At 48.9% G+C, this 13,388-nt stretch carries 7 protein-coding genes; 4 read left to right on the plus strand and 3 right to left on the minus strand.

What is annotated here, in order from left to right; genetic code table 11:
* Positions 1-53: 53 nt before the first annotated feature.
* Positions 54-2,264: a 4-alpha-glucanotransferase gene (gene malQ / locus OCV37_RS08270; protein WP_038179693.1), complete on the minus strand. Its 2,211-nt coding sequence runs from the start codon at positions 2,262-2,264 to the stop codon at positions 54-56.
* Between the two features lie 162 nt (positions 2,265-2,426).
* The gene (locus OCV37_RS08275) at positions 2,427-4,880 is read right to left on the minus strand and encodes a glycogen/starch/alpha-glucan phosphorylase (protein ID WP_038179690.1); all 2,454 of its coding nucleotides are present in this window, start codon (positions 4,878-4,880) and stop codon (positions 2,427-2,429) included.
* Positions 4,881-5,162: 282 nt separating this feature from the next.
* Here OCV37_RS08275 and malT point away from each other — a divergent pair, with 282 nt between their 5' ends.
* From malT to OCV37_RS08295, 4 genes are all read left to right on the plus strand, one after another.
* Positions 5,163-7,871 (plus strand): HTH-type transcriptional regulator MalT, encoded by a 2,709-nt coding sequence (gene malT, locus OCV37_RS08280; protein ID WP_038179689.1) that lies wholly within the window; start codon positions 5,163-5,165, stop codon positions 7,869-7,871.
* A gap of 477 nt (positions 7,872-8,348) precedes the next feature.
* Complete coding sequence (locus OCV37_RS08285) at positions 8,349-9,683, plus strand: carbohydrate porin (RefSeq protein ID WP_038179687.1); 1,335 nt, start codon at positions 8,349-8,351, stop codon at positions 9,681-9,683.
* Positions 9,684-9,843: 160 nt separating this feature from the next.
* Positions 9,844-10,770 carry a MalM family protein gene (locus OCV37_RS08290; RefSeq protein ID WP_038179686.1) on the plus strand — a complete coding sequence of 309 codons (927 nt, stop codon included), beginning with the start codon at positions 9,844-9,846 and terminating at the stop codon, positions 10,768-10,770.
* A 176-nt stretch (positions 10,771-10,946) separates the two neighbouring features.
* Entirely contained in the window at positions 10,947-11,831 is an 885-nt protein-coding gene (locus tag OCV37_RS08295) for a LysR family transcriptional regulator (protein WP_169739356.1), read from the plus strand.
* A gap of 110 nt (positions 11,832-11,941) precedes the next feature.
* On the opposite strand, the gene OCV37_RS08300 is transcribed toward OCV37_RS08295, so the two are convergent.
* A complete protein-coding gene (locus tag OCV37_RS08300) occupies positions 11,942-13,381 on the minus strand; it encodes a sulfatase-like hydrolase/transferase (protein WP_051680429.1) in 1,440 nt (479 codons plus the stop codon).
* Between the last annotated feature and the right edge of the window lie 7 nt (positions 13,382-13,388).

Here is a 13,388-nt window from a genome sequence, read left to right on the forward strand (position 1 = left end):
GGTTCTCGTTTGAGAACCGGTGTTTTGATCTTTCAAGCTTTTCAGAGATCGAGTCAGGCCGCCCGAATCTGTGTGAGCTTATCCAACATGGTGCGAATCGCCGGTGTTGAGAAAATCGTCGTTAAATCAGCGCAAAGCTTTCTCCGCCAGTTGGGATATTGCTCCACGGTTCCCGGCACATTAACCGGCTCATCCATCGCCAGTAAATCTTCCAGCTGAATACTGACCAACGCGGAACGACCAGAAGCGACATGCAGCTGAATTAACTCGCCCAGTAATGGATCCATCTCGCGGTGTGTCTCTGCTGAGTCGGTTGGCGAAGCACCGGCACGCACTGCCTGTTGTGCATTTAACATTCCCAGCGCCTGCAACACACCATGACGCATTTGAGCGCGATCCTGACGCAATTGTTCCAGTTGCGCCTCATCGGGATAAAGTCCCAGTTGTTGTCCCAATGACAGGTCACAACCATGCCAGAACCCTCTCAGGGTCGGCATATCATGCGTACATAAGGCGGTCATCGACTGATAAGGATAGTCTGGCGGCGGTGTATAGACCCCTTGCTGAGATTTTTCGAAGAAAAACACTTTATATGAGTGAATCCCCGCGCTTGCCAGAATGTCCGCCATCTGCGCCGGAACGGTGCCTAAGTCTTCACCAATAATGGCACACTGATGACGGTGTGATTCCAATGCCAGAATCGCCAGCAAATGCTCAACCGGATAGTAAACATAAGCGCCCTCTTTAGCGGTTTTTCCTTGTGGGATCCACCACAGTCTCAATAGGCCCAGCACATGATCGATCCGTAGCGCCCCGCAATGCTTCATATTGGCTCGCAGCAGATCAATAAAAGGACGATACGCCTGTTCCCGGAGCGTGTCTGGATGAAATGGCGGTAGTCCCCAGTCCTGACCGAGCGGCCCTAAAATATCCGGTGGCGCCCCGACACTTGCTGTTCTGACCAACGTCTGATGCGCGCTGTCCACCCAAGTATCACACCCATTTTTGCTGACCCCGACAGCTAAATCCCGATATAAACCAATCGCCATGCCGCGTTCCCGGGCCATATGCTGGATCTCTTTCAACTGGCTTTCGGCAATCCATTGCAAGTACATATGGAAATAAATCGCTTCCTGATGCGTTGCAATAAAAGCTTGTACCGTCTCACTCTGATAATCCTGATATTCAGGCGGAAACTGCGTCCATCCCCAAGGCCGGTTCACCCCATTGCTATCGGCTCCGGTCTGACAAAATGTCTCGGACAACACATGAAAGGCCGCCAGCGCAGTCAGGCTTTCACCACCCTGTTTGACAAACTGGATAAAGGCCTGAGCCCGTTCAGAGTGATGGGCCAGATGACGGTGACGAAACTCCTGATACAGCAATGGTAATACGGTCATTTTGAGGGCACTGACTTCGGGGTAATCGACCCAAGGGTTGGCTCTTGTCTGCGCCAGCCGGTGCTGAAAACCGGCACTGCCGACTAACGATTGTGCGGCATGACTGAGGACAAACTCAGGCACCGAGCTGACATCGATATATAGCGTATTTAGCCATAAACGAGAAGACGGGCTATAAGGACTGGCAAACGCCGGATCGACCGGAAAAAGCGTATGCAGTGGATTGAGACCGATAAACTGAGCACCGTGATCGGCAACCTCGCTGACCAGCTGTTTCAGGTCGCCAAAATCACCGATGCCCCAGTTGGCCTGACTGCGGAGCGTATAAAGCTGAATGCTCAGCCCCCACATTTTCTGGCCTGACAATAACGCGGGCTGTTTGTAACACGCAGCCGGAGCAATGATGAGCAGACTCTCCTCCAAGTGACCGTCGCGGTTATCTCTCACAGTCAACTGATGATACCCCAGCGTTAACCCGGTAATACGCAGCGTCACACAGCCGTCATCATCTCGCTGTTCCGCAAGCAGGTGTGTTGCCACCGCCCCCTCAAAATGCTGATTGTCTTCGGTGCGGATTTGCCACGAGAAATGTTCATAGGATACATCCCGGCCGATTCTGAGGGGAATATCGACCGGTTGCTCGCCTCCGCGGACAACCACGACCGGCGGTGACAAGTGGGATTGATGTTTGCTGACAGCCGATGCCATCAGTCGGGCATCCTCAGACGTATCATAGCCCATAATCGTAAGAATCTGACGCAACGTCTGCTCAGGGACTTCGGTTTCATTGCCCCATGCATCGGTATAGCATGGCGCAATCCCGGCAAGATCCGCCACCTGTGCCAATGTTGATTTTGTTATCATGTTTCACTCCAATGACATTGCATTGATAAGCATTCAGACGATGAAATGAGCCGAGACACCTGCCCGGCGCCGAGACACCATGCCATGCTTTTTCTGGATGAACCGATTCATCGATGAATGGATCCGTGGATGAACGGATCCGTAAGTGAATCGGTTGCTGATTTAACGTTTGACAGGTTGCAGATGCCAGATCGTCTCAACATAATCACGAATCGACCGGTCCGAACTGAATTTACCCACCAGCGCCGTATTTAAAATGGCTTTGCGTGCCCAGCCCTGTACATCACAATACTGGCGGTCAACCGCAGCCTGAGCATCGACATAAGCCCGAAAATCAGCCAGACATAAATATGGGTCACCATCACGTAACAAAGTATCGTAAACCGGCTTCAGGCCGTGCGGCTCTCCCGGGGTAAAATAGTCGGTATTGAGCCAGTCAAGGCTGGCCTTAAGTAACGGGTCGGTCTGGTAGTAACGATGCGGGTCGTAACCGTCACGAAGGCATTGATTCACCTGATGTACGTTCAGGCCAAAGATGAAGATATTCTCCTCGCCGACTTCTTCACGAATTTCCACATTAGCCCCGTCCATCGTGCCGATGGTCAGCGCACCGTTGAGGGCCAGTTTCATGTTACCGGTGCCGGATGCTTCCTTGCCTGCGGTTGAAATCTGCTCAGACAGGTCTGCGGCGGGAATGATTAATTCCGCGATGCTGACCCGATAGTCAGGGATAAAGACAACTTTCAGTTTATCGTTGACCCGCTCATCGTGATTGATGGTGTCGGCAACCCGGTTGATCGCATAGATAATCTCTTTTGCCAAGTGATAGCCGGGAGCGGCTTTCGCGGCAAAAAAGACCACCCGTGGCACCATGTCAAAGTCAGGCTCATGCAACAGGCGATGATACAAAGATAAAATATGCAGTAGGTTCAAATGCTGGCGTTTGTACTCATGCAGACGTTTGATTTGGACGTCAAACAGTGCACTGGGATTGATGTCCAGCCCGAGATGCTCCGATACCCATTGCGCCAGACGTTCTTTATTAGCCCTTTTGGTCGCCATAAATGCAGCCTGAAAATCGGCCTGATCGGCATAGGCGGCTAAATCGACCAGATGGTCGAGGTTGTCTTCCCAGCGGTGACCAATCTTATGACGAATCAGATTGGCCAGCTCTGGATTGCAATAGGTTAACCAGCGGCGCGGTGTTATCCCGTTGGTCACATTGCGGATCCGGTTGGGGAATAATGTATTAAATTCAGGAAACAGCTCTTTTTGTACCAGCTCGGTGTGCATCGCCGCGACTCCATTGACGGCATAAGAGCCGACGACACACAAGTTCGCCATTCTCACCATCGGCTCTTTCCCGGCGGAGATAATCGCGAGTTTTGCTTGTTTCTCGGCATCGTCCGGCCACTGTTGCTCGACCAGTTGCCGGACATGCTGATCAATGTCCGCAATCAGCGCCATATGTCGGGGCAGCAACTTCGTCATCAGTGATTTGCGCCATGTTTCCAGCGCTTCGGGCATCAGGGTATGGTTGGTATATGCAAAAACCCGTGAACAAATCGACCATGCGGTTTGCCACGTCAGATCTTTTTCATCGATCAAGACCCGCATCAATTCAGGAATCGCAATCGCGGGATGGGTATCATTGAGCTGAATGGTTTCATAGTCGGGTAAGTTTTCCCAGTCACGTCCGGCTTGCTCGTGCCGATCGACAATGTCACCGATGGATGCCGCACTGTGAAAATATTGCTGCATCAAACGCAACACTTTGCCCGGTTCATGATTATCATTCGGATACAGCACTTTGGTCAGGTTGGCAGCCTCAATCATGCGCTGCTGCGCTTCAAGATAGGCACCCTGATTAAACTGATCGAGCGAGAAGCCTTGTTCTGCCCGGCATTCCCATAAACGCAGCGGGTACACCGTGTGACTGTTATAGCCGACAATCGGAATGTCCCACGCGATCGCTTTCACGATCTGCGCAGGCTGCCAGCGGTATTTGGTTTTGCCTTGTTGCTGATAGGTTTCCACATCGCCGAAGAATCCGACCCGGCGGGTCAGTTCCGGCCGCAGCCGTTCCCACGGATAGCCTTCATCTCCGCGCCACTCATCGGGCGCTTCCTGTTGTCGTCCGGCAACAAAAGACTGTTTAAACAGCCCGTATTCGTAATGTAAGCCGTATCCGACGGTCGGGTATTGCTGCGCCGCGCAGGAATCCATAAAGCAGGCGGCTAAACGCCCTAACCCACCGTTGCCGAGCGAAGGATCGCGCTCATGTTCCAGTAAATCAGACAGCGATTGTCCCAGCATCTGCATGACATGTTCGACCTGTGCATACAAATTCATGTTAATCAGTGCATTGCCAGTCAGGCGGCCCATCAAAAATTCGAGCGACAGATAATTCACATGCTTCGCGTGACGAACCCGCGGGTCATGTGCCGTATCGACCATATCGGCAATGGTGATTTCAGACAGTGCCCTGACCATTGCCAGATACCATGACCGGGCGCTTGCCTGTTCAATGTCTTGTGAATAGGTAGTCTTCAAATGATGTAAGACACTCTGTCTGAATGCCTCCGGCTCAAAATGATGGGTTGGTTCATTGTTCATGACGATCTCACTCTCTGCAGCATCTTGCTTACATTTAAGGGCTCAAGGTATGGGGATATCCTGCATAGTCCTGCGTCATGAAACATCCTCCCGCGGTGGGGGAATTATGGTAGGAGTCAATGGGCGTAGAGCCCGATGATTGACCGAAAAGCTCAAAAGAACATCACTCAATTCACAAAATTGTTAGGAATTTGTGTATTAAGAAGTCGATCAAGTTCCGAACCGGATGCTCCACGCTAAACTAACCGGAATTTATGCAAAGCGAAGAAAAATACAGAATTTATGTGGATTCCATCAAAACTGACACGTCCAAGTCGTCTGCACCATGCAATCTCACGACAGCGGGTACTCGATGCCCTGCGTCATGCACATCAATGTAAAGTCGTGTTGTTTCGCTCACCGGCCGGTTACGGTAAGACCACCATGGCAGCTCAGTGGCTGGCTGACAGCCCGGCGGTCGGCTGGTATAGCATTGATGAGGGTGACAATGATTCGTTCCGGTTCATCAATTACTTTATTCAGGCGATTAATATGGCCACCGGCAATGGTTGTCCGAATAGCCAGACCCTTGCCGAGCGCAGTCAATACGCTTCGGTCTCTTCGCTGTTTGCCGAACTCTTTCATGAAATTCAGGACGTGACACAACCCTGCTATCTGGTCTTGGATGACTACCATCTGATCGATGATGAAAAAATCCATGAAGCGGTGCGCTTCTTTATTAAACACATGCCGGACAATCTGACGGTCGTTGTCACCAGCCGCTCGAGTCCGCCGCTGGGTATTGCGAACCTGCGGGTGCGCGATCTGCTGATTGAAATTGATCACGAAATGCTGGCATTTGATGAAGAAGAAACCACCCGCTTTTTTAGTCAGGTGGTTCATGATGAGTTTGATTCGGAAACCGTCAGCGAACTGAGACATTATGTCGAAGGCTGGCCCTCAGCCCTCCAGTTGATCGCGTTACAAGCCAAACATCAGAATCGCTCTTTGGCTCAATCCCGCCAATCGGTCGCCGGGTTTAATCATGATCATCTGTGGGAGTATTTGATTGAAGAAGTCTTTGCCTATATTGACAGCGACACTCGGTTATTTCTGATGCAATGTGCCGTGCTGGAGACCTTTAACGATATTCTGGTGGCGGAACTGACCAAGCGCAGCGATGCATTGAATATGATTGAGTCGCTCAATCGGTATGGTCTCTTCATTCATCGACTGGAGAGTGAACAGAACTGGTATCGCTTTCATCATCTGTTTGCGGAATTTCTGACCCACCAGCGGCATAAGATTATTCCTGATGAAGAAGAGCAACTCCACTGCCGGGCTGCTCAGGCCTGGCTGAAACTCGACATTCCGCATCAGGCCCTGAAACACGCTCAGCAAACCACCAACCATGATTTGACCACTCAGATTCTGCTCGCTCACGGCTGGCGAATGTTCAATCATGGTGAGTTAAATATTCTGGAAACAGCCATCGATGAACTCGATGCCGGTCATCTCTACGCCGGTGTGAAACTGCCGTTGCTGCAGGCTTGGTTAGCCCAGAGCCAACACCGCTATACCCGGGTGGAGGATATGCTAACCCTCGCCGAGCAGGAGATGCGCCTGAGAAATGTCTCGATTTCTCAGCCGGAACAAGGACAAATCAACACCCTCAGGGCTCAGGTAGCCATCAATAATAATGATCCGGAACTCGCCTCAGAGCTGGCTGAACTCGCGCTGAGTCAGTTGGAAACCACCGATTTTCGTAGCCGGATTATTGCGACCTCAATTGTCGGAGAAGTCAATCATGTGCAGGGAGAACTCAACCGTGCCTTGTCTTTGATGCAGCAAACCGAAAAATTAGCCCGTCAACATCAGGTTTATCATCAGGCGTTATGGGCTTTAATCCAGCAGAGCGAAATTTTGCTCGCGCAGGGGTATGTGCAGGTCGCCTTTGAACTACACGAATCGGCTTTCAAACTGATTGAAGCCCAGCAATTACATCAGGTGCCGTTACATGAATTTCTGTTACGCCTTCATGCGCAGGTTCTCTGGTGCTGGAATTCACTGGATGAAGCGGAAGTCTTCGCGCAAAAAGGGATTCGGGTGCTGGGTAATTTAGATATCAGTAAACATTTGCACAGTTACTCGATTCTGGCCCGGATTGCGATTGCCCGGGGTGAAATTGATCGGGCAGCCAAATTTGTCGCGCAGATAGAGACACTGTTAAACCAGTCCAGCTATCACATCGACTGGACGGCCAATGCCTCGTTCGCATTATTGCTCTACTGGCAAGTGCGGGATGAGGCCGACGCAATCACAACCTGGCTGGATCAGGCTTCCCGCCCTTCTGAAGCAAAGAACCATTTTTTGCAACTGCAGTGGCGTAATATCGCCCGCGCTCAGATTTATACCGGGCAACTCGAACAGGCGCAGCAGAGTCTGGCGTTTTTACAGCATGAAGCGCAGCAATCCGAACTCTTTACCGATACCAACCGTAACCTGATCGTCGAAGCGGTGCTCGCGGTACATTGCCGGCAACCACAACGGGCAGAGACCCTATTAAGCCAAGCCTTAAAGATGACCAATCAGACAGGCATGGTGGCGGATTTCCTCATTGAAGGGCAACATTTATATCCGGTCTTACAACAACTGATCCGAGGCGAAACCCTTGAGGATCTAGCAAAACACCGTGCCAAAATCCTGCTGCGTGAAATCGCTCAGAAACAGCGCAGTCGTTCATTGCATTTTGATGAAGAATTTATCGATAAGCTGCTGCATCATCCCAAAGTACCTGAACTGGTGCGCACCAGCCCATTGACGCAGCGGGAATGGCAAGTGCTGGGCCTGATCTATTCCGGGTTCAGTAATGAACAGATCTCTCAGGAACTCGAAGTTGCGGGCACCACCATCAAAACCCACATCAGAAATCTCTATCAGAAACTCAATCTGGCCAACCGTAAAGAAGCGATTGAAACGGCAGAACGATTACTGAGCTTAATGGGATACTGAATGATCGGCCTCAATGCCCCGATAAGGGGCGTGTGGTGACAGCAACGCGCCCGGTTTCGGGTTGTCGCCGCCCAATCGGGTGTATTTCACATTTTTGCACATTGATACCGGCGACTCTCCGGTCTTGTTGACCGGTTAAATGTGATAAAGATCACCCGATCACAGGGCGTGCGTCACAATAGTTTCCCCGCCTCCGCCCCAGATGTGTGATTCAGCTAACACTGTATCTCGATTCCTGTTTTTCTCCGCCTTTCTCATCCCGGCACGTCCTCCACCAATTTCACGCCGGAAGAGGAAGTCAGACCCCGTCCCGTTCCTTATCTTGTTCTCGAGTCAGAACATATTCGTCATACCTCCGGATTTGTTCAAGTGCCACAGTCACCGATTTCCCTCTCCGACGACACCACGACGGTTCAGCATCATCAATGGGAGCCCCGGAGAGCCTGGGAATCATCACAATAAACAGGAGCGAATCACATGAAGAAGGTCAGTCTGATTGCATTAGCAATCTCCGGAGCACTGCTTTCAATGCAGTCTTCAGCAGAAGAGAAAGTCCATGAAGGTTGGACCGTCAACGGTTATGGACACTTACAGTACAATGTCGGCGAATCCCTGTCTTTAAATGACAGTTATGGCCATCGCCGAGACTATCATGCCGCCGGTGCTGCGTTTTCCGGTAATCCGACTCAGGTTGAATTTACCGTCACCAAAGGTCAGAACTTTGATTCCGGCTCTTGGGCGAAATATGTCCTGAAAGCGGAGTACGGCAACAATGAAGGCGGCAACGGCCGCGGGTTCTATACCTCTTCTTCCGGTAATGAAGGGCATTTGGAAAGTGGTCAGCTGGAATTCAAAGAAGCTTACATCGAGCTGGGTGACTTATCCTATTTTGCCGACGGGCTTAGCCTTTGGGCGGGGCAACGTTACCTCAACCGCCAGTCAGGCATCATTACTAAGGAGTTCTGGAAACAGTCCTCCGGTGTCGGGGCCGGCGTTCAGTACCATGATGCCGGATTTGCCGTGATGTCAGCGGATCCCGGAGAAGGCAGTTGTACCCTCTCAGGGGCAAACGTTAATTCGAAACAGTGCTCTTTAGACAGTCAGGGACGGAGTACCACTCTCACATCGGCTGATTTCTACTATTATGGCGTTGAAGGATTCGGGGGAAAATTCGATTTTGATGTGAAGATCACCTCGCGGAAACATGTTGATGAATCGAGTACCGCGAAAGATGGTTTCGGCGCTGCAATCACATATCATCGCGACTATTACGGCTTCGATGGCTGGTCAACCACAGCGATTACCTACGGAAAAGGGGTGTCTGCCAACCGGGGCGTTAACTTTGGTCAGTGGAGCGGCAACTGGAAAAAAGATGACCGCTCCCTCTTCCTGACGTCTTATGGGGTTGCCAATCTGGCGCAAAACATTCAATTGGGCACCGAAGTGACCTATTGGCAGCTGGATAATCACACCACGCATGATGTATGGGGTTCCAAAGACGGACTATCACGCCTGATTGTCGGGGTGACGCCATCTTATCAAGTCAACGACAACTTGCGGATGGAAGCGACTCTGACCTATGCACTGGAAAGTCTCGGGGCTGCCGGAACATGGGGACGTGAAGATGCTGATACCTCATTCTATACCGCCACTTTAGCACCGGTTCTGACCGTCAATGCCGATTACTGGGGCCGACCACAGATTAAGCCCTATATTACCTATATGAAATCAAGTGATCACGGCTATGCCTGGACCTCCGGTGATGATAACACTGAAACACGGGTTGGTATTGAAGCTGAAATTTGGTTCTGAACACCGGTAAGCCCTCGTGATATCAGGCAACCGCAGGGTTGCCTGAATCCGCCGTAACCACAGGCGGTGACGGACACGCAGCTACTTACGTACGGCAAATGATTGACGGCAAGTCGTCAACAGCAGTCCCCTACAGGAAGTCCCCCTACAGGAAGTCACTATGCAAAAAATACAACAACTGCTCCAGTTTACCTTCGCGCTGTTGATGGTCTCCGGGTGCGCCGCAACAAAACCGATGCAGCATACCGTGACGCCGCCGGCTGAAGATGCGACGTGTTGTACCCGCTATCAAGATGTTTACTGGACACCATTCAATCCCAGCGACACGGTTAAACTCAATATTGATTCATCATCTCCGGTGCGGGATTTCAGCAGCGGGCGTTCATATTTTGGTGCCTTTCAATTTTCACCGCGTTCCGGCACCGTCAAACTGACGCTCAAAAGTCTGAGATTGAATCATCAGATTTTCATGCCGACACTGGTGTTACTTGATAGCGATTTTCAGCCGCAACAAACGGTTCAAATCGACCAGCATCAACTTCGGTTCAGTGATGTATTTGAATCCGATCGACTCGAACAGACTTATCAGATCAATGCGGAAAAGACGCCTTATCTGGTGATTTTCACGCAACCGGCTCAGGTCGGTCAAACGATGACGATTCCCCACCCAGCCAAACGACGTGCGCTTGAAGATGGTGCCCCGCTGCCGATAGTTACCGATACCTCAGTGACGACAGGCTATCAGGGCTCATTGGTACTGACGGTTGAAACGGTGTCGATTCGTCAGCATTCTCGCCAACGCTCTTCTCACCAACAAGCCCGACAAATCTCAGCTAACCGCACGGCGGTCAATCCGTCGACATCCCCACAACCAAATATCGAGACCAGTCAGTGGCAACATACCGCGCCGCCGCAAGCGGAATCCACGCACTATTATCAGTCAGCCATCGAACATGCGGTGAGTCAGCAGGATATCGCCAAAGCACTGGCATTGTTAGATGAAGCAAAGGCACTGCGTATACCGGATATTCAGCAGACCTTTATCCGGGCAATCCATACCATGCAATCCAAACAATGCCCAAAGTGATCAACCAGATTCGATCACCTTGTTCAGGCCGGGGATGACTCAACATCCCTGAGCCTGCCTCTGATGAATTGAGTTTAATATCAATTAAACAAACTGAATGACTTATCATTCTGGCCTGAATGAACTATCTTAGGGTTTTGTATATGATGGGTCTCACCGAGGATGCGTATCAGGCCATGTTTAAACTATTCAATCAGTTCAAAGTCGTTGGTGACCTCAAAAACATTACAAAAGCCAGTAAAGTCATTGGTATTTCTCAACCGACATTAACTCAAAATATTAGCCGCTTGGAACAATCCTTAGGTGTGACCTTATTAATCAGAAATAAAACGGGTATTGAACTGACCGAAGCCGGAAAAACCCTCTATAACAATGCCATTGAAACCGTTCATTCATATGATCGTTTAATCTCGGTTGCGGAAAAACTACAGCACCATACACAAGATACGTTGTCGATTAAATGTGGGTTTAACTGGACCCATACAGATTTTTTCGAAACAATAAAAACCGTGATCAACTCACATCAACATATAAAATTTAACATCAATAATGCAGAAATGGTGTCTTTGCCGGATGAACTCATCAAAAACAGTTGTGATATTGCCATGGGAATTATCCCCAATCGATTAATACAATATGATGAAATTGATTATGTGCCGGTATTTAAAAATAAAGTGACTATTTATGCCGACAAGAACCATCCCTTATTTTTAAAATCAAGCATTACGCAGGAGGATTTAATTCAATACAAATGGGTTGTACTCAGGTTTCTTAGTCAGTACACCATGATGGATAATTTATATAACTATATCGTCAGCCCAGAAAACGTTCACTGTATCAGCCACTCCGTTACCATTTCACTGAATCTGGTCAAAGATACCGAATACTTGATCGTTTTATCTACACAGTTAGAAAAATTAGCGAATGACCATCAATTAAAAGCACTGCCGATTGAATTTAAACTACCAGAATTCAATGGTGGTGTGATGTATTTAAAGAAAAATAACTTAGCTAAAGAAATTGCTAAAGAAATTGTAGAAAAATTTGAACAGGACAGATAATGATGGTTCGGTATGAATATGATTCAAGCATTCATCTGTCGCTGATATATAATGTCAGCAGTACCATCTTAGCGTAATCATTCGCCAAGATGGTACTGAGGGTTTATTGATTACTCGAGGAAATCCAGTGTAATTGAACGTAGCCCTAATTTAGAACGGTCACAACCAGCAATCGTAGAATCAACGCCCGGTTTCAATGATTTATGACCTTTACAAAATGGAGCGGTGACTTTTTCTAATGGGGTATCTTTTTCTTTAGCAAATGCCGCTTTCAGGAGCTTAAGTTGTTTTTCTGACTCTTTCGTTTGATTCTGAGAATTAATCAGCACTTCTTCCCCTGAACCCGGATTCAATTTAACAAATTTTCCGTCTTTATATAACTTCCAATCCTGATTGAAAACGAAGCTTGCCGGCTTCCGGTTCCACATCGGCGCATAGTGCATAAAGATGGTGTCTCTGACAGACGCTTTCTTCCCTTTGAGCACAGGAGCCTGACTGATACCGTCAATCTCTTGCTTAATTTTTATCCCAGCCAAATCGGTGATTGTCGGATACACATCCATAATATCAAATAGCCCGCTAACATGCTGTTTAGGCTGAATTTGACCTTTCCAAGAAACAACCATTGGAACGTGTGTACCATTCAAGGTAGGGAAACCTTTCCCACCTTTAACTTTATGGCCGTTACGATAAGAGGTGATTTTACTCAATGTACCATTGTCGGCAGTAAACACGAAGATTGTATTCTCTAACAATCCTTTGCTATCCACATATTTGACTAAGTCACCGACCTGTTTATCCATATACGAAACCATACCTGAGAACTTATTCTTTTCCCCTTCCGCATTCATGCTATCAGGTGTCACGACGTATGGGTCATGAGTCAGCATCATCGGATAGTATAGGAAGAACGGCTTCTCTTGGTTTTTATTGATAAAATGTTTGGCAAATGTTTGGATCATATCCGGCCCGAAACCTTCTTCAAATGATGCTTTTTTATCATTGTAAAAAAGAGTCGGTGCCCAATAACGTGAGCCTCTGTCAGAGAATGTATTGCGGAACCATACAAATGATTCTTCAAAACCGGCGCCGCTTGGCGTAATGCCTTTCAGCCCATCAAAACCGTTACCGCTCAATTGCCATTTTCCGGCAATCGCCGTGGCGTAACCGGCCTCCTTAAAGGTATTACCAAATGTTATTTGGTCCGGGCCAAGATAACCAAAAGCTTTATAATTTTTACGGTTTTCAATCCCGGTCATCAAACGTGTTCGGGTTGGAGAACTGAGCGGCATTGCATGTGCATTATCAAAAGAAACGCCACTTCTGGCCAATTGATCAACGTTGGGGCTGTAATATTCTCCGCCAAAATGACTGATGCCCTCAACCCCCATATCATCGACTAATACAACAATGACATTCGGATGATCCGTCGGTACTCTGTTGGCATGTTCCGCAGCAAATGAATTCCCACTCAGACCAAGTGATAATGCTGCGGTGACACATAAAGATAATGCCTTTGCTTTAGGATGGTTCAATTTCAATGCTTTCATGGTTATT

The organism is Vibrio rhizosphaerae (assembly GCF_024347095.1).
Classification (GTDB): Bacteria; Pseudomonadota; Gammaproteobacteria; order Enterobacterales; family Vibrionaceae; genus Vibrio; species Vibrio rhizosphaerae.

Excerpts from the sequence above, each read along its gene's own strand:
- malQ (WP_038179693.1), bottom strand. The coding sequence starts at position 2,264 with ATGATAACAAAATCAACATTGGCACAGGTGGCGGATCTTGCCGGGATT.
- OCV37_RS08275 (WP_038179690.1), bottom strand. The coding sequence starts at position 4,880 with ATGAACAATGAACCAACCCATCATTTTGAGCCGGAGGCATTCAGACAG.
- malT (WP_038179689.1), top strand. The coding sequence starts at position 5,163 with ATGTGGATTCCATCAAAACTGACACGTCCAAGTCGTCTGCACCATGCA.
- OCV37_RS08285 (WP_038179687.1), top strand. The coding sequence starts at position 8,349 with ATGAAGAAGGTCAGTCTGATTGCATTAGCAATCTCCGGAGCACTGCTT.
- OCV37_RS08290 (WP_038179686.1), top strand. The coding sequence starts at position 9,844 with ATGCAAAAAATACAACAACTGCTCCAGTTTACCTTCGCGCTGTTGATG.
- OCV37_RS08295 (WP_169739356.1), top strand. The coding sequence starts at position 10,947 with ATGTTTAAACTATTCAATCAGTTCAAAGTCGTTGGTGACCTCAAAAAC.
- OCV37_RS08300 (WP_051680429.1), bottom strand. The coding sequence starts at position 13,381 with ATGAAAGCATTGAAATTGAACCATCCTAAAGCAAAGGCATTATCTTTA.